17 protein-coding genes are annotated in these 19920 nt (G+C 72.7%); 8 read left to right on the top strand and 9 right to left on the bottom strand.

Going from position 1 to position 19920, the window contains the following annotated elements:
• Nucleotides 1-15: 15 nt before the first annotated feature.
• From AB0D49_RS21790 to AB0D49_RS21800, 3 genes are all read left to right on the top strand, one after another.
• The gene (locus tag AB0D49_RS21790) at nucleotides 16-4752 is read left to right on the top strand and encodes an SAV_2336 N-terminal domain-related protein (protein WP_362759715.1); all 4737 of its coding nucleotides are present in this window, start codon (nucleotides 16-18) and stop codon (nucleotides 4750-4752) included.
• A gap of 172 nt (nucleotides 4753-4924) precedes the next feature.
• Complete coding sequence (locus AB0D49_RS21795) at nucleotides 4925-5962, top strand: rod shape-determining protein (protein WP_362759718.1); 1038 nt, start codon at nucleotides 4925-4927, stop codon at nucleotides 5960-5962.
• A 2-nt stretch (nucleotides 5963-5964) separates the two neighbouring features.
• Nucleotides 5965-7434 carry a GAF domain-containing protein gene (locus AB0D49_RS21800; RefSeq protein WP_362759721.1) on the top strand — a complete coding sequence of 490 codons (1470 nt, stop codon included), beginning with the start codon at nucleotides 5965-5967 and terminating at the stop codon, nucleotides 7432-7434.
• Between the two features lie 15 nt (nucleotides 7435-7449).
• Here AB0D49_RS21800 and AB0D49_RS21805 read toward each other — a convergent pair whose 3' ends face one another.
• Nucleotides 7450-8178, bottom strand: a complete 729-nt coding sequence (locus AB0D49_RS21805) for an ankyrin repeat domain-containing protein (RefSeq protein ID WP_362759724.1) — start codon at nucleotides 8176-8178, stop codon at nucleotides 7450-7452.
• A 54-nt stretch (nucleotides 8179-8232) separates the two neighbouring features.
• Entirely contained in the window at nucleotides 8233-8673 is a 441-nt protein-coding gene (locus AB0D49_RS21810; RefSeq protein ID WP_362760155.1) for a hypothetical protein, read from the bottom strand.
• 189 nt (nucleotides 8674-8862) lie between these two features.
• On the opposite strand from AB0D49_RS21810, the gene AB0D49_RS21815 reads away from it, so the two are divergent.
• From AB0D49_RS21815 to AB0D49_RS21830, 4 genes are all read left to right on the top strand, one after another.
• Nucleotides 8863-9294, top strand: a complete 432-nt coding sequence (locus tag AB0D49_RS21815) for a protein-tyrosine phosphatase family protein (RefSeq protein ID WP_362759727.1) — start codon at nucleotides 8863-8865, stop codon at nucleotides 9292-9294.
• 89 nt (nucleotides 9295-9383) lie between these two features.
• Entirely contained in the window at nucleotides 9384-9752 is a 369-nt protein-coding gene (locus tag AB0D49_RS21820; protein WP_362759730.1) for a BlaI/MecI/CopY family transcriptional regulator, read from the top strand.
• Nucleotides 9749-10666: a M56 family metallopeptidase gene (locus tag AB0D49_RS21825; protein WP_362759733.1), complete on the top strand. Its 918-nt coding sequence runs from the start codon at nucleotides 9749-9751 to the stop codon at nucleotides 10664-10666. Before AB0D49_RS21820 ends, AB0D49_RS21825 begins: the two co-directional genes overlap by 4 nt.
• 121 nt (nucleotides 10667-10787) lie before the next feature.
• Nucleotides 10788-11816, top strand: coding sequence for an NlpC/P60 family protein (locus tag AB0D49_RS21830; RefSeq protein WP_362759736.1), 1029 nt, complete (start codon nucleotides 10788-10790; stop codon nucleotides 11814-11816).
• Between the two features lie 15 nt (nucleotides 11817-11831).
• On the opposite strand, the gene AB0D49_RS21835 is transcribed toward AB0D49_RS21830, so the two are convergent.
• A complete protein-coding gene (locus tag AB0D49_RS21835; RefSeq protein ID WP_362759739.1) occupies nucleotides 11832-12581 on the bottom strand; it encodes a hypothetical protein in 750 nt (249 codons plus the stop codon).
• 221 nt (nucleotides 12582-12802) lie between these two features.
• On the opposite strand from AB0D49_RS21835, the gene AB0D49_RS21840 reads away from it, so the two are divergent.
• Nucleotides 12803-13078 carry a cation transporter gene (locus tag AB0D49_RS21840; RefSeq protein ID WP_362759742.1) on the top strand — a complete coding sequence of 92 codons (276 nt, stop codon included), beginning with the start codon at nucleotides 12803-12805 and terminating at the stop codon, nucleotides 13076-13078.
• 89 nt (nucleotides 13079-13167) lie between these two features.
• Here AB0D49_RS21840 and AB0D49_RS21845 read toward each other — a convergent pair whose 3' ends face one another.
• The 6 genes from AB0D49_RS21845 to AB0D49_RS21870 form a co-directional block, all read right to left on the bottom strand.
• On the bottom strand, nucleotides 13168-14607 hold the full coding sequence (locus tag AB0D49_RS21845) for an MFS transporter (RefSeq protein ID WP_362759745.1): 1440 nt from the start codon (nucleotides 14605-14607) through the stop codon (nucleotides 13168-13170).
• A gap of 565 nt (nucleotides 14608-15172) precedes the next feature.
• Nucleotides 15173-15694, bottom strand: a complete 522-nt coding sequence (locus AB0D49_RS21850; RefSeq protein ID WP_362759748.1) for a hypothetical protein — start codon at nucleotides 15692-15694, stop codon at nucleotides 15173-15175.
• A 413-nt stretch (nucleotides 15695-16107) separates the two neighbouring features.
• A complete protein-coding gene (locus AB0D49_RS21855; protein ID WP_362759751.1) occupies nucleotides 16108-17013 on the bottom strand; it encodes a serine protease in 906 nt (301 codons plus the stop codon).
• 468 nt (nucleotides 17014-17481) lie between these two features.
• Nucleotides 17482-18087: a DUF5753 domain-containing protein gene (locus AB0D49_RS21860; protein WP_362759754.1), complete on the bottom strand. Its 606-nt coding sequence runs from the start codon at nucleotides 18085-18087 to the stop codon at nucleotides 17482-17484.
• Between the two features lie 27 nt (nucleotides 18088-18114).
• Complete coding sequence (locus AB0D49_RS21865) at nucleotides 18115-18966, bottom strand: helix-turn-helix transcriptional regulator (RefSeq protein WP_362759757.1); 852 nt, start codon at nucleotides 18964-18966, stop codon at nucleotides 18115-18117.
• 19 nt (nucleotides 18967-18985) lie between these two features.
• A complete protein-coding gene (locus AB0D49_RS21870; protein ID WP_362759760.1) occupies nucleotides 18986-19738 on the bottom strand; it encodes a DUF6879 family protein in 753 nt (250 codons plus the stop codon).
• Between the last annotated feature and the right edge of the window lie 182 nt (nucleotides 19739-19920).

The raw sequence follows: 19920 nt of genomic DNA on the forward strand, positions 1-19920 counted from the left end.
GGGCGGGACGACGCCGTGACCCCAGCCGAGACGCCGGGGCGGCGGGGGCGGTCCGGTCAGCCCGGTGCCGCCGGTACATCCGGTCAGCCCGGTGCCGGTACGTCCGGTCAGCCCGATCCGCCCGCCGCCGGTCCGCTGTCCCGGCTGGCGGCGCTGCTGGCCGAGGCGGGCTCCGGCGACCGCCCGGCCCCGCGCGAGCTGGCCGAACTGCTGTGGCTGGCGGGTCGGATGACCCCGGCGACGGCCGAGGTACCGGACGAGGCCCACGACCCCGGCGAGCCCCGGCTGGAGGCACCGGACGCGCCCCTCAGGAAGGCACCGGACGAGCCCGCCCCCGCCGCCCCGCCCCCGAAGGACCTACCGCCCCTCACGCCCGCCCCCCGCGTCCCCCTCCACCTCCCCGGCCCCTCCCCCACCGGCACCGGCACCGGCCCCCGTCATGTCCCCCTGCTCGCCCCGGCCCCGCCGATGCTGCGTCACCCGCTGGCGCTGCAACGGGCCGTACGGCCGCTCAAGCGGCGGGCGGACGCCCCGGTGGGCCGGGAGCTGGACGAGCGGGCGACGGCGGACCGGATCGCCCGGCTGGACGCGGACCCCCGCTGGTGGCTGCCGGTGCTGCGCCCCGCCCGGGAGCGCTGGCTGCGGCTGCACCTCGTGCACGACACCGGCCCCACCATGCCCCTCTGGCGCCCCCTGGTCCGTGAACTGCATCTCGCCCTCGCCCAGTCCGGCGTCTTCCGCACGGTGACCCTGCACGGCGCCGGTCCCGACGGCTCGGTGCACGGCCAGGCCGCCCACGCGCCCGCCGACGGCCGCACGATCACCCTGCTGATCAGCGACTGCGCGGGGCCGCAGTGGCGCCGGGGCCCGGCGGGCGAACGCTGGTACCGCACCTTGCGCGGCTGGGCCCGGCGGATGCCGCTCGCCGTGCTCCAGCCGCTGCCGGAACACCTGTGGCGGGACACGGCCCTGCCGACCGTCCCCGGCCGCCTGAGCGCCCCCCACCCGGCGGCCCCCACGGCGACCCTGACCTTCACCCCGTACGACGTGCCGGAGAACCTCCCGCCGGACCCCGCCGTGTTCCCGCTCCCCGTCCTCGAACCGGACCCGGACTGGCTGGGCAACTGGGCGTCCCTGGTGGCCGCGCCGGGCGGCACCGCGTACCCGGCGGCGGTGGCCCTGCTGGGCCGGACCCCACCGGACGCGGACGACCGCCACCGCACCGATCTGACCCGGCTGACCCCCGAGGAACTGGTCCGGCGGTTCCGCTCCACCGTCTCGCCGGAGGCGTTCCGGCTGGCCGGGCATGTGGCGGTGGGCCGTCCCGCGCTGCCGGTGATGCGGCTGGTGCAGGCGGCCCTGGAGCCCGACCCGCGCCCCCAGCACCTGGCCGAGGTCGTCCTCGGCGGCCTGCTCACCACGGCCCCCGGCCCGCCCGGCACCTACGCCTTCCGACCGGGCGTCCGCGACCTGCTCCTGCGCGGCCTGCCCCGCAGCGACCGGGGCCGTACGACGGACCTCCTGGCCCGGGTCGGCGGACTGATCGACAGCCGGGCGGGCCGCGCACCGGGCGAGTTCACGGCGACCGCGCCGGGGGCGTCGGACCGGGCGACGACCGTGGCGGACGGGGCGGCGTTCGCGACGGTGAGCGAGGACAGCGTGCGGGCGCTGACGGGGGTGGGGGACGGGCTGCCGGCGCGGCTGCGGAGCCGCTACCGGCTGGTGCGGCGGCTGACACCGACGGCCGCCGTGTGGGAGGCGCGGGACACGGAGACGGGGCGGACGGTGGTGTTGCGGGCGTACGAGCCGCTCACCGGTGCGGCGGACCGGGCGGCGTTCGCCCGCGCCGCCAGGCTGCGCCACGACCTTCTGACGGCGGTGTACGACCACGGTGTCGAGGACGGCGTGGGGTACCTGGTGACGGAGTACGTCGACGGTGTGTCCCTCGCCGAGTTGGTGGGATCAACCGGTCGGCATCTGCCGCCCCCGCTCTTCGTGTCGCTCGCCCGGCAGCTCGCGAGTGCCCTGGCCGCCCTGCACGCGGCGGATTGCGCCCATGGCGCCGTCGGCATGTCCCAGGTGATGCTGCGGCCGGACGGACAGGTCAAGCTCCTCCTCCGCGCACCGGATCGACCCTGGCGCCCGAACGAGCGTTCAGCGGACCTGTGGTCCCTGTGCAACCTGCTGCTCCTCCTGGTGTGCGGGACGACCCGGGTGCCGATGCCATGGACGGGGGCGTCGCTCACACTGCTGCCGCCGTCGCTGCGCGAGCGGTACGCCACCGCCTTCCGCGAGTTGATGACCGAGTCGCCCGAGTCCCAGGCCCGGGGCATGGAACGGCTCCTCGCCGGGAACGCCGCCGCGGCCGACCACGACCGGCGCCGCTATCTGCTGCTCGGCGCGGTGCAGGTGGAGCGCGACACCGGCCGGACCGACCTCCCGCCCGACCTCCAGGCCATGCTGGCCATCCTGCTGTTCAAGCACGGCCGTACGGTCAGCAGGGAGGAGCTGTGGCAGGGCATGAGGAGCACCGCCCGCAGGCCAAGGAACGCGCGAGATCTCATCGATACGAAGACGTCCCAGCTGAGCGCCCTGCTGGGCCCCGAAGCCGCGCTCGCCACCACCCAGGACGGCTACGCGCTGCACATCAGCGCCGACCATCTCGACGTCACCCACTGCGAGGACCTGGTGTGGCGGGCCGAGCAGCGGCGCACGGCCGGAGACCTCGCCAGAGCCCGCGCCGAGATCACGGACGCCCTGGCCCTCTGGCGGTCCGGCACCCCGCTGGAGAACGTGCCCGGCCCCGCCGCCCGGACCGCCCGCACCCGCCTCCTCCAGCTACGGCTGGGCCTGCTCCGCACCCGCGCCGAACTCGACCTGGACCTCGGCGAGGTGGACCGCGCCGCCGCCGACCTCGCCCCGCTGGTCGACGCGCACCCGTCCCACGAGGACTTCCGCCGCCTGTATCTGATCGCCCTGCGCCGCCAGGGGCGTACCCAGCAGGCCCTGGAGGTCTTCGAGGAGTACGAACTGTCCGGCGGCACCAGCCCCGAACTGCTCGCCCTGGGCATCGAACTGCGCGAGGAACTCGGCGAGCCACAGGGGTACGGACCGGTCGCCCCCGAGTTCACGCCGTACACCGAGGACGACGAACCCCCGTCCCGTTTCGAGCGCCCGGACGAGGAGGACGGCGAGCGCCCGCTGCCGCAGAACGAGGCGCTGTTCGCGGAGGACGACGGCCGCCTTGAGCCGGAGCTCAGCCTGCTGGTCTTCCAACTCGCGGACGGCCCGCACGCCGTGGACGTCCACGCGCTGCTGGGCCGGGCGGTGACCCGGCTGGTCGCGAAGGCACGGCTGGACCCGGCGGATTTTCCGCTGCGTGAGCTGGGCGACGGCTACACACTGCCGTGCGTACCGGGCGACCCGGTGCCCTTGCTGCTGCGCGTGGCGGTCGACGGATTCGAGGAACTGTTGCAGGAGCTTGCCGGAGTCCGGCTGATCCTGTCCCTCTGGGAATTCACCGGGGAGTCCGTCAGGCAATGGGACGAGGAGTGGGCCGCAGCCCAGGCCGCGCTGGACGCGTCAGGCGCGGACGGGCTGATCGACGTATCGGGTCCCCTACGCGGACGGTTGGGCGAGGGGCACGGGCCGCTGCTGTTCAGCGCGGCGGACCACGGGACGGCGCTGCCACCGGTCCGGGGGCCATACCCGCTGCCGCCGTACCTCCCGGAGCCACCGGGCCAGGTCCCGTGGAGTCGGTTCCCACGGACCGTGTTCCGCGCCGGGTCCCACTACTACGAGGTCGACATGACCGAGCGCCGGACCACGCTGGAGGAATCCGCGCACGGGCTTGCATCCCGGCGTCACGTCCGCGCCCGGGGCGAGGCGGTATGGCAGATCGTCAACCCGGAGACCTTCATCCGGGAGGGCCGGGCCGACGCGGACCGGGCGCTGCGTACCCATCTGGCCAAAGCCTTGAACGGGCTGGACCGACGTGGCTTCCCCACAGACCAGGCACTCGCCCGGCGGCTGTCCCCCGACGCGGTCCCCGGCTGCACCATCCGCTGGGACGTCTCCCTGGTCTACCCGCCCCCCGTCGCCGCCGCACAGCGGGCCCTGCGCGCGGTGGACGCCGTACTCCTGTTCTTCGACGGGAACCTGACCCGGCTCTACACGCCCGCCAAGCAGGCCGAGGCGGCGCGGTCGCTGGCCCGGCTGGTGGCGGACGCGCGCAGGCCGGAGAGCTCCCTCGCAGGCCGTCCGCTGCCGCGCCCCGACGACACGGCGGCGCACCGGCGCAGCGAGCGCCCGCATCCGCTGGACCTGCTGGAGACGTTCCGGAACACGCCGTACGCCGAGGAGTTGCACGTACTACTGACGGAGATCGAGGTCGCGGCAGCGCGCAGGGCGTGGGCGGCGGCCAAGGCCAGGGAGTGTGTGCTCGCGCTCCTCCGGCGGGACCTGCGGCTGGGCGTCGTCGGAGACGCCTCGGAGCGGGCGATGCGGAGCTTCCTCGACCAGCAGCGGCTGTCGAGCCGCTTCACGGCGGTGGCGGGCCGGACCGCCGCGCACACGCCGCTGCCCCCGGCGCCGGACATCCTGTCGGGGGCTGCCGAGGAGCTGGGCGTCCCGGCCTCCCGCTGCCTGGTGATCGGCTCGGCGTCGGCCGAGCAGCGCGCGGCCTCGGCGGCGGGCATGCCCTTCCTCGGCACCGACCTCACCACCCTCCTGGAGGCGGCCCACACCTTCTGAACCGGACGATCCCCGCCACCCCGAACCCGAATCACACAAATACGACAAATACCCCATTCAGTGGCCCCCCACCCGGCCCCCCACAAAGCGCGCCGCCCCCTCCCCCGACGCAGGATTCCAGACAGGGGCCCGTCGTCCGGCGGCCCGCCCCGCGTTCCCCGGGAGGACCACCATGACCGCCAGCCTGGAGGCGCTGCGCCGCTGCCACTTCGCCGTCGACCTGGGCGCCGCGCGGACCCGGGTGTACGTCAAGGGCGACGGACTGGTCGTCGATCAGCCCTCCGCCGCCGCCGTGAACACCCGTACCGGCGCGCTGATCGCGGTCGGCGAGTTCGCCGAGCAGATGACGGGCCGTACCCCGCACTACATCCGGGTGGTCCGCCCGGTCTCCGGCGGCACAGTGATCGACATCGAGATGGCCCAGCGGATGCTGCGCCATCTGCTCGGCGACAAGGTCCGCCGCGCCCTGCGCCGCAAGCCCCGGCTGCGCGCGGCGGCCTGCACCCCGCACGACGCCGATCCGCTGGCCCAGCGCGCCACCATCGAGACCCTGGTGGGCCTCGGCGCCCGCCGGGTCGAACTGGTCGACACCCTGATCGCCGCCGCCGTCGGCAGCGGACTGCCGGTCGAGCAGCCCGAGGCGACCATGGTCCTGATGTGCGGCGCGGCGGCGACCCAGGTCGCGGTGCTCTCGCTCGGCTCGATCGTCACCGCCAAGCGCGTCCCGGTCGGCGGCGAGGCCGTGGACCAGGCGATCGTGCAGCATCTGCGGCACGCGCACGAGCTGATGCTGCCCAGCCAGTCGGTACGCCCGCTCCAGCTCGCCCTGTCCGGCAACGGGCTGACCGAGCAGGGCCCGACGTCCACCGAGATCCACGGCCGCGATGTCGCCACCGGTCTCGCCCGCAGCGTCCACGTCGACACGGCGGCCGTGCGGGACGCCATCCAGACCCCGCTGACCGCGATCCTCGACGGCATCGGCAAGGTGCTGCGCGACTGCCCGCCGGACCTGGTGGCCGACCTCGTCGACCGGGGGATCGTGATGGTCGGCGGCTCGGCGCTGCTGCCGGGGCTCGACCAGATGCTCCGCCAGGCCACCGGGATGCCGGTGCAGATCGCCGAACGCCCCGACCTCTGCGCCGTCCAGGGACTCGGCGCGATGCTGGAGGGCCGTATCCAGCCGCTGGAGCTGAACCCGCTGGGCCCCTGACCATGCCCCCCGAACACACCGAGACCCCACCGCCCCCCGCACCTCCGGCCTCCCCTCCCCTTCCCCCCTCCCCGTTCCTGTCCCCCCTCCTGGACACGGTCCTCGGCGTCGGCGCCGATCTCGACCTGGCCGGCACCCTCCGCCACATCGAGACCGGCGCGGCCGAGGTCACCGGCGCCCGGCACGCCCGTCTCGATCTGACGGACCCGGCCCGCGACGGCCTGCCGGACGTCCGGGCGACCGTCCTCGACCCGACCACCCCCGACCCGACCGCCCCCGCCCTGGACGTCCCGATCCACGTCGACGGCCGCCTCTTCGCCCGGCTCCGGCTCACCGGCGGAACCGACGACCGCGCCCTCACCCCCACCGACACGGAATTGCTGCGGCTGCTCGCCGCCCAGGCCGGGATCGCGATCGGCAACGCCCGGCGCTACACGGCGGCCCGGCACCGCGAACGCTGGATCGAGGGCTCGGCCGCGGTCACCACCGCTCTGCTCACCGGAGCGAGCGCGGACGCCCTGCGCACGGTCGCCGAACAGGCCCGGGTGCTCGCCGACGCCGCCGCCGGGGTGATCCTCCAGGCGACCGCGGAGGGCGGCATGGAGATCGTCGTCGCGTCCGCCCCCGCCGACCCCGGCGACATCGTGGGCGCCACCATCGAGCCCGGCAGCCCCGTCCTGGTCCAACTCCTCGGCGGTGAACCGGTGTTCATCGACGACTCGGCGACCGACCCCCGGATGACCACCCATGTACGGCACCGCTTCGGCCCCAGCATGATGCTCCCGCTCCAGGCGGGCGGACGTCTCATCGGCACCCTCGCACTGCCCCGCGCCCGGGGCGAACGCCCGTACACGGACGTGGAACGGCTGCTGGCGGTCCAGTTCGCCTCGCAGGCGGCGCTGGCCCTGGTGCTCGCCGACACCCGGCACCGGCAGGAGCGCCTCGCGGTCTACGAGGACCGCGACCGGATCGCCCGCGATCTGCACGATCTGGTGGTCCAGCGGCTGTTCGCGACGGCGATGATGCTGGAGTCCGTCCAGCGCCGCGCGTCCGCGACCGCCGTCCACGACACGCTGGGCCGCGCGGTGGACGAACTCCATGCGACCATCCAGGAGGTCCGCACCACCATCTACGCCCTCCAGCAGCCACCGGCCGAGGCTCCCACCACCCTGCGCGGCAAGGTGCTGCGGGAGACGGCGACCGCGGCGGCGCTGCTGGGCTTCCCGCCGTCGGTGCGCTTCACCGGCCCGATCGACTCCCGGGTCCCGGCGTCCGTCGCGGCCCAGTTGCTCACCGTGCTGCACCGCGCGCTGACCACCGCCACGACCCGCCACCCTCCCCTCACCCGGGTGGAGATCTCCCTCGACACGACGACCCCCCTGCCGGACGGCAGGGAGGCCGTACACCTCACCGTGCGGGACGACGGCGACGGAGCAAGGGGAGGGGGTACCGACTGGCAGTCCCCCCTCTGACCCACCCGCCACTCCTCACCCGGCGCTCTTGGCCCCCTCCCCCACCAGCCACGCCACCACACCGTCGGCGTCCTGATCCCGCGCGATGTCCAGCGGGGTCCGCCCGTCGGGGCCGGGCCGGTCGAGGTCGGCGCCCCGCGCCCGCAGCAGACGGGCCACATCGAGCTGCCCGCCATGACAGGCGCTCCAGAAGGCCCGGTCGAGGGCGTCGGGGCCGGGCGCGTCCCGTGCGAGGTACTCCTCGACGGTCTCCCGCAGCCCGAGCGCCGCGGCCTCGTCGAGTCCGACCCGTGCGCCCCGCTCGACCAGCCGCCGGGCGGCCCGCCACTGCCCGAAGCCGCAGGCGTCGGCGAGCGGTGAGCCGCCGCCGAGCACCGCGCCGGGCGCCTCGATGTCGGCCCCGGCCTTCAGGAGGGCGTCGATCGCGGTGACATCGTTGTTGCTGGCCGCCCAGTGCAGCGGGGTCTCGGTGTGGGCGCCCACGAACCGGGCGCCGGGATCGGCCCCGGCCGCCACCAGCAGGGCGACGACCTCGGGGCCGCGCGGATAGTGGCCGGGCCAGTCGGTGGCGATGTGCAGCAGACTGCGGGTACCGGCCCGCTCGGCGTCCTCGGTCTCGGTGATCTGCGCGGACGCCAGGCCGGGCTGGTCGGCGAGCAGTCCGCGCAGGGCCGCGAGATCGCCGGTGCGGATCGCCTCGGTGACCGCGACGGCCGATGGATCAAGGGAGTTCAGGGTCGTCATGACCCCCCAGCTTCCCACTCCGGGGCCCCGGAGCAGAAGCACGCCTACCGGGCGCTACGGCCCGACGGTCGGCCCCATCCCCCGTAGCTCCCGTACGTCGCCGCCGAGGCGCTGGCGGAATCCGTCGAGCAGTGCGGGCTCGGCGCCGACGACCCACCGGGTGCCGACCAGATAGGTGCCGCCGTACACGCTCGCCGAGTCGAGCCAGGTCTCCTTGAGCCGGTCCTCGGGGAAGGTGGTGATGACGTACCCGCCGCCGTCGGTGGCGCAGACGCCCTGGCGCAGTTCGTCGGCCTCGATCCGGATGTCCGCAGCGCAGCCGGTCAGCGCGGCGATCACCTCGACCTTGGCGGGCGCCATCACCCCGGCGTCGGGAGCGGCGGACACCTTGGGCGCCGCGGCGCTGGGCCCCGTCTCGGCAGGGCCACTGCCCCCGCACCCGGTCAGCAGGGCGAGCCCGGCGGCGGCGCCCGCCACGAGGGCGGCCACACGCACCCGTTCCACCTGTCCCTCCGTCCCTGGGCAGCGGCCGTACGGCAGGGAGTACGCACCCCGACGCCCCGGCGTTCACCCGGACACGAGTCCCGGCGCCCCGGCGTTCATCCGGACACATACCTCGACCCCCCGGCGTTCACCGGATCACGGCTCCCGGCGCCCCGGTGCCGCTCCCCCTAGGCTCGGCGGATGACCGACACCACCTGGAACCCCGCGGACCCCGGGGTACTGACGCTGCCCTCGGGCCGGCTGGTGCGCGGACGCGGGCTGCGGCACCCGCTGCCGCCGGGCCCTGAGCCCGCGTACGCCCTGTATCTGCTGGGCCGTGCTCCGGAACCGGTCGGGTGGGAGTACCGCTGGCTGCGCTGGCCGGACTTCCGGCTCCCGGCCGACCGCGCGGCGACCGCCGACGCGCTGCGCACGGCGTGGCGGCGGGCCGCGACCGAGCGGGTGGAGGTCGCCTGCGGCGGCGGCCGGGGCCGTACCGGTACCGCGCTGGCGTGTCTGGCGGTCCTGGACGGCGTCCCGGCGGCCGAGGCGGTGGCGTACGTCCGGGCGCACTACGCGCCCCGCGCGGTGGAGACCCCCTGGCAGCGCCGGTATGTGGCCCGCTTCTCCTGACCCCGCACGGCCCGCCCTACGATGGCGCTGACCGACACGCACGGACCCCGGGGACGACGGGGCCGCGAGGGCGACGAGGAGAGCGGCGGATGCGGCGGCTGGGCGATCTGGAGGCGGAGATCATGGACCGTCTCTGGCGATGGCGACGGCCCGCGACCGTACGGGAGATCGTCGACGACATCAACGAGGAGCGCCCGCTCGCCTACACCACCGTGATGACCGTGGCGAACATCCTCTACAACAAGGGCTGGCTGGTGCGCGGCAAGCAGGGCCGGGCCTGGGTGTACACCCCGGTGCGTAGCCGGGAGCAGTACGCGGCGGCGCTGATGGAGGACGCGCTCGGCACCAGCGAGGACCGTCCGGTGGCGCTGGCGCACTTCGTGGAGCAGATGGACCCCGAGGAGATCAGCGCCCTGCGGGAGGCGCTGCGCGAGGTGGGGCGGCGGGGCGGCCCGTGAGCCCGGCGCTCCCCCTGCTCGGGTACGCGGCGCTGGTGGGCCTGGTGGCGCCCCGGCTGCTGCTGCGCGCCGGGTGGCCGTACCGAGCCCCGGTGCTGGCGGTGGCCGTCTGGCAGGGCCTGGTCGTCTCGTTCGTGCTGGCCGTCGCCCTGGCCGCGCACCAGCTCGCGGCGCCCACCGAGCATCTGCACGCCGATCTGGTCGGTTTCCTGCACTGGTGCGGTCTGACGCCAGCGCCGGGCGTGCCGGACCCCACCGTCACCGACCGGCTGACGGTGGCGCTCCCGTCGGCGGTCGTGCTCACCGCCGTCGGCGCCGTCGGCGTGGAACTGTTCCGGGGCCGCCGGGCCCGCGCCCGCCACCGCAGGGTCCTGGACCTGGTGGGCCGCCGCGCCCCGCAGTTGTCGGCGACGGTGGTCGAGCATGACGTCCCCGCCGTCTACTGCCTCCCCGGCCACCGTCCGAGGATCGTGGTCAGCGCGGGTGCGCTGCGGCTGCTCTCCCCGGGCCAGCTCGCCGCCGTACTGGCCCATGAGCGGGCGCACATCACGGGCCGTCACCATCTGGCGCTGGCCGCGGTGGAGGCGTTCGCCCGGCTGTGCCGACCGCTGCCGCTGGCCCGGCACGCCCGTGCGCAGACCGCCGTACTCCTGGAGATGGCGGCCGACGACCACGCGCTGCACCACCACTCGCGCACTCTGCTGGCCACGGCGATGTACGAGATGGCGGCGGCGCGTGCCGTTCCGGCGGGGGCGTTCGCGGTGGGCGGTCCTAGCGCGCTGGTGCGGCTGCGCCGGGTGCTGCATCCGCAGCGGCGCCCGCATCCGGTGCTGCGGGCGGTACTGGGGGCGGGGGCGGCGCTGCCTCCGCTGATCCCGCTGCTGTTCGGCTGCGCACCGACCCCGTTCACCTGAGCCCCGCCGGCCCCAGGCACCCCGGGAAGCCCGGGAAGCCCGCGGCCCCCGCATTGCCCCCCAATCTACGAATCTACTAAGTTGTTCGGCACACCTCCCCTCCTGGAATGTGAGCCGCAGCATGGGAACCCACCGCCGCCCCAAGCCGCCGACCGCGCCCCGGCTGGCCGTCCTGGCCGCCTCCGCGGGGGCGTTCTCGCTGCTGCCGACGGCCCAGAGCCAGGCGGAGCCGAAGCCGACCGTGGAGCAGGTGCGCACGGACGTCGAGGAGCTGTACCACGACTCGGAGGCGAGCACCGAGGAGTTCAACGAGGCCCAGCAGAAGCGGAAGACCCTCCAGGAGGAGGCCAACAAGGCGCAGGAGGAGGTGGCCCGGCAGCAGGAGGAGATCAACGAGATCCGCGCGGAGATGGGCCCGATAGCCGCCTCGCAGTACCGCGACGGCGGCCTCGACCCGAGTGTGCGCCTGTTCCTCTCCGCCGACCCGGACGACTTCCTGGACCAGGCGTCCCTGGTGGACCGCACGAGCGAACGCCAGCGGACCCTGCTGGACAGCCTCCAGCGCAAGCAGCGCGAGATCGCGCAGACCCGGGCGGAGGCGATGGAGAAGCTGACGGCCGCCCGCACGGCGCAGGAGCGGATGAGCGAGAAGAAGGACGAGATCCAGGGCAAGCTGCGCACCGCCCAGAAGCTGCTGAACTCACTGACCGCCGAGCAGCGGGCCGAGTTGAAGGCGGCGGAGGAGAAGGCGGACCGCGCGACGGGCAGCAGCGACGCCCCGGCGACCTACGACGGGGCGGCGAGCGGCCGGGCCCGTACGGCGATCGAGTTCGCGTACGCACAGCTCGGCAAGCCCTACGAGTGGGGCTCGACCGGGCCCGACTCCTTCGACTGCTCGGGCCTGACCGGCTCCGCCTGGGCCTCGGCGGGGGTCTCGCTGCCCCGTACGGTCAACCAGCAGTACACGGCGGGCCGCCAGGTCGCCCGGGGCGACCTCCAGCCCGGCGACATCATCTACTGGTACAACGACAACCAGCACAACGGCCTGTACATCGGCGACGGCAAGGCGATCCACGCCCCGCGCACCGGCAAGAACGTCGAGGTCACCAACCTGGACTCGATGCCGTACTTCGCGGCGACCCGCCCCTGACTGACCCCGGCCGGGTCAGGCGTCCACGGTGAAGGCGGCGGTGCGCACCACGCCGTCGTGCCGGAAGTCCAGGAAGAGCCGGTGGGCGCCCGGAGCGGTCGCCGTGGCGTGGAAGGAGACCTCGGGTCCGGACGGGGTCCGGCCGTCGCCGGGCTCACCGTCCGGGTGGACGTGGAGATAGGCGAGGTCGGCGGCGCGCAGGGCGACGAGATGGCCGTAGGCGCCGAGATAGGGCTCCAGATCGGTGACGGGCCGCCCGTCCTTGCTCACGGAGAAGACCAGGCCGCCCCCGTCCCCGGCGGTCAGCCCCCCGTCGAGCCGCACCTCGTACCCATCGGTCACGAAGACACCGTCCACCGGGGGAAGCGGCGCGGACTCGCCCGCACCTCCGACCCGCAGATCGGCCCCGGCGGTGACGGAGTCACCACCGACCGGCCGGAAGTCGGCGAACACCCGGTAGTCCCCGCCCTTCGGCAGCGCGACGGAGACCGTCCACTCCCCGCCCTCGCCCCGCACCGGGTGCAGATGCCGGTAGACGGTGAGATCCCGCGAGGCGACGATCAGATGCAGCTCCTTGCCGTGCTGCTCCTGGTACGAGGTGAGGACGGGGCGCCCGGCGTGGTCCCCCACGACCCGGAACCGCAGAAGCCCTTCCTCCCCGGCGGCGAGACGGACCGGCCCCAGCTCCAGCAGATACCGACCGCCACCACCCCCGTGCCCATGCCCCTGGTGACCGGCGTGTACGTGAAGCGCTGCGCTGCTCATGACGGACTCCCGACTGACTGGTACTGACCGCTGCCGTCGGCCGCTGATATCGGCCAACCACCTGAAACATACCCCAGGGGGGTATGCGGCGCAAGCACATGGACAGCTTGCCACAAATACGGGAGGGGGGTATACATGAACTCAGTCGGGCACATACCCCTAGCAGGTATGTGCCCCTGGACGTGTACCCACCCCTCCCACCTCTCTCCCTGGAGAACGACATGTCGAACTGCTGCACCACGGACGGAAGCTGCCACACCCCCGCCGAGATCACGACCGTCTACCGGGTCGAAGGCATCGGCAGCGCCCACTGCCAGGGCGTGGTGACCAAGGCCGTCGGCGACCTGGCGGAGGTGACCGAGGTGACCGCCGAGATCGGCACCGGCCTGGTCACGGTGACGACCACCACCGAGCCGGACGAGGCGCTGGACGCCCTGATAGCGAAGACGGTGGACGAGGCGGGCTACGCGTACGCGGGCCGCGCGGTCATGGTCTGATCAAACCCTGTCGCACAGCAGAAGGGCCGCCTCTCAGGGAGGCGGCCCTTCTGCTGTGGAGCCGTACGGAGAACCGGCCGGGGACCGGCTCAGCCCCGAACCTCCTCCCCCACGGCCTGCTTCCGCTCCTCCGCCCCGGACACGGCGGCCCGCTCCCCCCGCATCGCGACGAGGGTGATGAGCCCGCCGGCCGCGGCGATCACGGCGGCCCAGACGAAGGCGGCGCTGAAACCGTCGGTCAGCGCGGGCAGATCACCGAGCTGCCCGGCCCCCTGGGAGGTGGCGACGGCGGTGAGCGCGGCGAGCCCGAGCGCGGAGCCGACCTGGTAGGTGGTGTTGACGATGCCGGAGGCGAGACCGGCCTGCTCCTGCGGGGCGCCGGACATGGCGGCCATCATCGCCGGGATGTAGGCGAGCGACATACCGAGGGCGGCGACCAGCGAGGCGGGCAGGACGTCGACCAGGAAGGTGCCGGTCGGTTCGACGGCGGACAGCCAGAGCAGCCCGCCCGCGAGGACCAGCAGCCCGGTGCCGATGAGCGCCTTGGCGCCGAACTTCCCCAGGAGCCGGGCGGTGATGAGCGTCATGAAGACCATCAGCAGCACGGTCATCGGCAGCAGAGCGGCCCCGGAGGCGAAGGCCCCGTACCCGAGCACCTGCTGAAGATAGAGATTCAGGAAGTACCACATGGGAATCCAGGCGGCCCCGAGCAGGGTCATGGCGAGGTTGGCGGAGCCGAGCCGGGGCACCCGCCAGATGCCGAGCGGCATGAGCGGCTCGCGCACGGACCGCTGGACCACGAGGAACAGCACCAGCAGCACGGCTGCGGCGGTCAGTTGCAGCACGGTGGCGGTGGCACCCCACCCGACCTCGGGCGCCCGCACCACCGCGAGCACGGCGAGCGCGAGCCCGGCGGTGACGGCGACGGCACCGAGCACATCGACCCCGCCCCGGCGCCCCTGCACGGCGGGCAGCACCTTGGTGGCGGCGAGGGTGGCGACCCCGATGGGCACATAGATAATAAAAATCCACGGCCAGCTGAGCCATTCGGTGAACACCCCGCCGAGGAACACCCCGGCGGTCCCGCCCGCCGGAGCCGCCGCCCCGTACAGGGCCATGGCCTTGCCCAACTCCCGAGGATCGTGGGCGAAGAGCATCATCAGCAGGGTCATGGCGGCGGGCGCGATCAGCGCTCCCCCGACCCCCTGGACGGCCCGTCCGACCACCTCGACCCACGCGCTCTGCGCGGCGGCGGCGACCACGGACCCGGCGATCAGCACGACCCACCCGGCGTTGAACACCCGCCGCGCCCCGAGCAGATCGGACAACCGCCCACCGAGCAGCAGGAGCCCCCCGAAGGCGATCACATAAGCATTGAAGACCCACTGCAACTCGCCCTGCGAGAACCCGAGATCCTTCTGCATCTCGGGCAGCGCGACGCCGATGATCGACGTATCCATGATCACCATGAACTGCGCGGCGGCGAGCACGGTGAGCGCCCACCACCGTCTGGGATTGACGTCGGACATCACTCCACCCCTCCACTCTTCTGATACCCCTAGGGGGTATCCGGATGCCGCACTGTAACATACCCCAGGGGGGTATCAAAGAGGCAGACCTCCGCGCGGCGGAGGAGAAGCGGAGGAGAAGGGGGGAGCGCCGGACCCACGCCCCCTGCCTCCCGAAGGAGAGGAACAGCACGACCGCGGTCCCCCCGACGGGAACGGCCAGATACAGAACCCCGGCAACGGCGGCGAAGAGAAACCACCCGAAGCCACTGAACTGCGCAAACGCCTCAACGACGGCCCAGGCGTCCCGCGTCCTGACCGAGGGCCGTCACGCCTGAGCAACGCCATCAGCCGGACAAGGCATCGCCGGGCGAGCTGAGCGCGGTACGCGCTACACATGCGACGCGACGACCACCGCGACCGCGACCGTCCACCCGATGGACGGCTGTGCGGCAAGAATGACGCCGCCACCCGCGACGGCGATGGCGACGCCGCATCAGACGATCGTGCGCACGGCACGTCTCCTTCCGCCGGAAGGACCGGGCACGGGCACCGCGCGCCCCGCCGACGGGTCACTCACCCACGGTCAGGGATTCACCGTGGCACCGGAGTCGACGACCTCGTTCGAAACGTCCTCGATGGCCTTGTCGAGTTCCTCGTCACTGAGGTTCCCGCAGACGCCGTACCCGGCGGTGCCGTCGACCCCGTCGGTGGCGTCGAGCAGTTCGGCCTTGATCCAGGCCCTGCACTCCTCGGTCAGCCCCGTCGCCGTGGGCGAGGGCGGCAGACTGGGCTCAGGACTGTCGGCGAGCGCCTCCTCCGCCTCCTTCGCGGCCTCCTCGGCGATCTTGTCGGCCTCATCGCTCTCCAGCCACTCCTTGGTGACCTCACGGGCGACGCGCTCCTGGGTCTTCTCGTCGAGGCCGTCGCATTCGGCCGGTGCACTGCCTTCCTCATCCGTCGCGGTGGCCGCGGACAACTGTTCCCGCAGCGCGGTCTTGCACGACTCGGCACTGGCGACCGGTTCGTCGCCGCCACAACTGACGGCGAGGGCGGCGAGAGCGATCAGGGCGGCACTCAGAGCGGTACGGGCGGTTCGGGTTCTCATGGTCCCCTCAGGCGGTTCGGTACGGAGAGAGGCATCATGCACTCCGTAAAGGCACGGTGAAGGAAATGTGGCCATGCCGTGATCAGAACCGAGCAGGAAGCGGTGGTGGCCAGGTGCGGCGGGTGGATCACGGGGGCTGAAGGCGGCCCTCGGATGTGTGGTCCCTGCGCACGCAGGGGTGGTCCCAAGCTGCTGGGGCCCAAGGCGGCATGGCAGAAGTGGTCCCTGCGCACGCAGGGGTTCCTGCCAGACCCGCGCGTACGGCCTAGCCGTGCTCGCTACGGTCCGCCGTCGGCTGCCCGGACACCGTCCGCTGAGTCCTGCGACCGTCGGCGGGAACGACCACGGATAGTGCGACCGGCCGCCGATCCCCCGCAGGCCGGGCTACGCCCCGGCCTGCGGCAAGCCTGGGGCTACGAGGCGCGGGGCACGGGCCAGACGGTGTCGGGCGGGGCGGCCTGTTTGATCCAGGGGAGGTAGGCGGCGACGTCCGTGCTGACCGTGGGGTCGATCGTCGAGGCGCATTCGCGGCCGTGGCTGACCAGGCCGACGAGGGCGTAGGCGAGGCGGGTGCTGCCGGGCATCCGGGAGCCTTGGATGAGCGGTCCGCCGCTGTCCCCCTGGCAGGAGTCCTTGCCCATGGTCCAGGTGCAGAACTGGGTGGCCGTGGCGTAGCCGGGGTAGCGTCGGGCGCAGGTCTGGTCCGGCACGACCTCCAGGTCGACATGGTGCGGCACCTCGGGTGTCCTGCCTTCGTCCCACTTCCTGCCCCAGCCGGCGACGTTGACGGTGGCGCCGGGCCCGGCGGGGTCGAGGGTGGGGAAGGCATCGGGCAGGCAGATGGCGCCGACTCTCACGGCGTCCGCGCGGGGCCTGTCCGGGTTGCGCGGTGCGCAGAGGCCGGAGGGGGCGAGGCTGGACTCGACTTCGAGGAGGGCGATGTCGTTGACCGCTTCTTCGGTGCTGTAGTTGGGGTGGACGGTGGTCTTGGTGACACGCACGATGCGGGTGGCGGACGTTTCCGTGAAGCTCCCGAGGTTGTGCTCGCCGGCGATCGCAGCCACGGCGTGGCCCTGGAAGGGCTGGACGCAGTGGGCGGCGGTGAGGACGAGTCGGTCGCTGATCAGCGACGCCCCGCAGAAGACACCCGGCCTCTGGTCCAGCATGATGCCGATCAGCCAGGGGAACTCGTGCATCGATGCCTCTTCTCCGCCGACGATGGCGGGCGCGGGCGTGGGTGTGGCGGCGAGCAGGCCGAGCGCCAGGGCCACAGCCGTCAGTGGACGGCGCATCCGGCCACGAGGCCGAAAGAACTTCATGGATCTCCCTCTGCCGTTCCAGAACGTGGTGGAGGCGGCCCGGACAGGACCTGCGCGGGGGCCCGCACCGGGGTCACGCCGTCCGCAGGGAGCCTGCCCGGGAGTGATCACCGCGCGCGGTCCGCACTCCCACGCGCCCACCCGGGCTTCCGCGCGCCCGCCCGCGCCCCCTCACCACCCCAAACCCAACCCGTAGGTCGACCGGCTCCCCGCCACACCCAGCCCGGGGAGAACGGCCCGCCCGCTCACGGAACACCCCCCTCGGCGAGATGAGACGACTTGGGTGCGCATTTCGTGTGACGACTACGCATATTCGGTGGCCCGTGGCAGGGGGCGCTTTGGCGTGTCCGGGGGTGTAGCAGACGGGGTAATAACATGACGCGGATTGCTACACCCTGCCGCTGACCTGCGGAAAGCATAGTTCCCGGCATAAATGCCAGCCGGTTGTTAAGCCCTGGGGGCTGCGGGTCAGTGCAGTGCTCCGATGGCCCGCAGGATCAGAGTCCGCGCATCCGCCCCGTACACGGCCATGCTCCCCAGACGCTCGAACGCCTTGACGTACAAGGCGATCTCCGACGGCTGGGTGATCTCCACCGAGGCTGAGACCAGCTCGATGGCGACGAGCGTGTCGTCGAAGATGTGGAAGGTCTCTTCCGTCCAGTGAATGCGTTGGCGGGCGGTGGTGGGGATGATGCCGAGCGAGACCTCCGGAAGGTCCGCGGAGGCGAGCAGCTGGCCCAGTTGGGCGTTCATGACCTCTTCGGATGCGACCTGGCTCCGGAGTGCCAACTCCTCGATCACGAAGTCGAACCGGCGGCCAGGTTCGTGGAGCACGCGTGAGCGCTCGACTCGCGCACGGGCGGCATCGACGCTCTCCGTATCGGGGCGCCCACTGAAGTCAGCCGCGATGCGGAGAACCGCAGCAGCGTACTGCTCGGTCTGGAGCAGGCCGGGGACCACCGTCGAGGAGTACACCCGGAACTGTTCCGTTGCTTGGTAGCGCGGCACGGACTGCTGCTGGAGCGGGGCAAGTCCGTCGCGCATCCGCTCGGTCCACTGTGTGTGCGTGCTCAATGCAATCCACTCCCGGGTTTCAGGGGGTCAGCGCGGGTGCAGTGAGCGCCGCGCTGCGCTGATCAGGTTCTGGGCTTCCGAGCCATAGACCGCGGACTCCCTCAAGGTCTTCCAGGTGCGCAGGTAGAGGGCGACGCTGTCGGCGTCGTCGAGCCACATCTCGGCGTGCCAGACCTCGGTCACGACCTGCTGGTCGTTGTAGATCCAGAAGCCGGTGCCGGGCGGGACCTTCAACGACGTGGCGAGCGGTACGACCCCCAGTTCGACGCTGTCCATGCCGATGACACCGGAGAGGCGATCGAGCTGGGCCGCGAGCACCGAAGGCGAACAGACCAGGGAGCGCAGCACCGGCTCCCAGAGGAGGATGTGGTACTTCCTGCCCCCGGTGTAGAGGAGTTCCTGCCGTTTCATCCGGGCCCGCACCGCTGCCTCGACATCTCGGGGCGACTGGTGGAGTTCGGCGGAGCGGGTGAGTACGGCGCGCGCGTAGTCGGGGGTCTGGAGGACTCCGACGACCCAGGAGGATTCCCAGGCCCGGAGCACGGTGGAACTGGCCTGGGCCTCGTTGTGCGCCTCCTGGACGGGCCGGTGCCCGGTGGCGAGCTGCCGCCGCCAGGACCGGATGTGCGACTCGAACCCGGCGAGCCGGGCCCGCAACTCCTCGTATGCCCCGGGCTGACCGCACGCGTCCGCCCACTGGCGCAGGTCCTCGGTTGTCGCCGTCTGCCTGCCCAGCTCCAGCTTGGAGATCCGCGAGTTCGGCCAGCCGAGAATACGGGCCAGTGCGGTACCGGTGAGCTGACCGTCGGGTGCTGTCAGCCGAAGCTCCCTGAGCCGCAGCCCGAGCGCTTCGCGCGCCTTCTGGTAGTCGGTGCTCACCCGCCCATACTCGCTTCCGCTACTCCTGCGCGTGGACCAGGGCGTTGAACTGCTCGTAGGGAATGGCGTAGTGACGGGCCACGTCCCGCAGCCGGTTGTACTGGTTGACCCGCGCGGGTTCGGTGATCAGTTCGGCTCCGGTGAGGTTGTCGTCCTGGTCGAAGAGGCACAGGGCGACGATGTGGGAGTCGAAGATCCAGAAGTCCTCGTTCGGCAGGTTCGCGCGCTCGGCGTCCGCCCGCCACATGTTCCCCACCTCTTCGCCCAGCGCGGCGTTCTTCTCGGCGTGCGCGAGAAGGTAGAGCTGGCCGGGCGTCGGGGGAGCGTCGACGATCCGGACCCGGCCGACGTATGCGCCGTCCTGGGTCTTCGCGCGGATCATCCGGCTCCAGGGCGTCTCCAGGTCCCAGACAGGCTGCTCGCCGCGCGCGAACTGGGCGTAGGTCTCGGTGACCTCGTCCACGGCGTAGCGCTGACGCATCTCCAGGTGCCACGCGCTGTGCTGGAAGTTCTCGAAGAGCCGTGCGAACTGGTCCGGTGTGAAGATCCGGGGTTCCGTGTCCCTGTCCCGGGGTCCGAAGTCGATCAGCGTGTTGCGCGGCATCACGATCGGGATCTCGTCCTCGTCGATGTGCTGGAGCTGGGCGAGTGCCACGGGGTCGGTGAGCCGGGGCCCGTGCACGATGACCTCACCGCTGTCGAGGTCTTCATGCACCGCGGGGCAGCTTCCCTCGCCGCTGCCCGTCCCGTTGAACCGCAGCCGTCGGGCCATGACCAGTCCTTTCGTCGGAACCTGATCACCCCAGCATCCTCACGCGGAGGGTCTGAAGCTACGGGGCTCCCCCACCCTCCTGAGAAAAAGCAAGGGAAGCAAGGGAAGGGGTGAGAAAAATCAAGAAAAGCGTCTCGTCTAGGCCAACTACCGCTCCATACCGTCTCGTTCATGGCCCCAGG

This window comes from Streptomyces sp. NPDC048290 (genome assembly GCF_040652095.1).
Classification (GTDB): domain Bacteria; phylum Actinomycetota; class Actinomycetes; order Streptomycetales; family Streptomycetaceae; genus Streptomyces.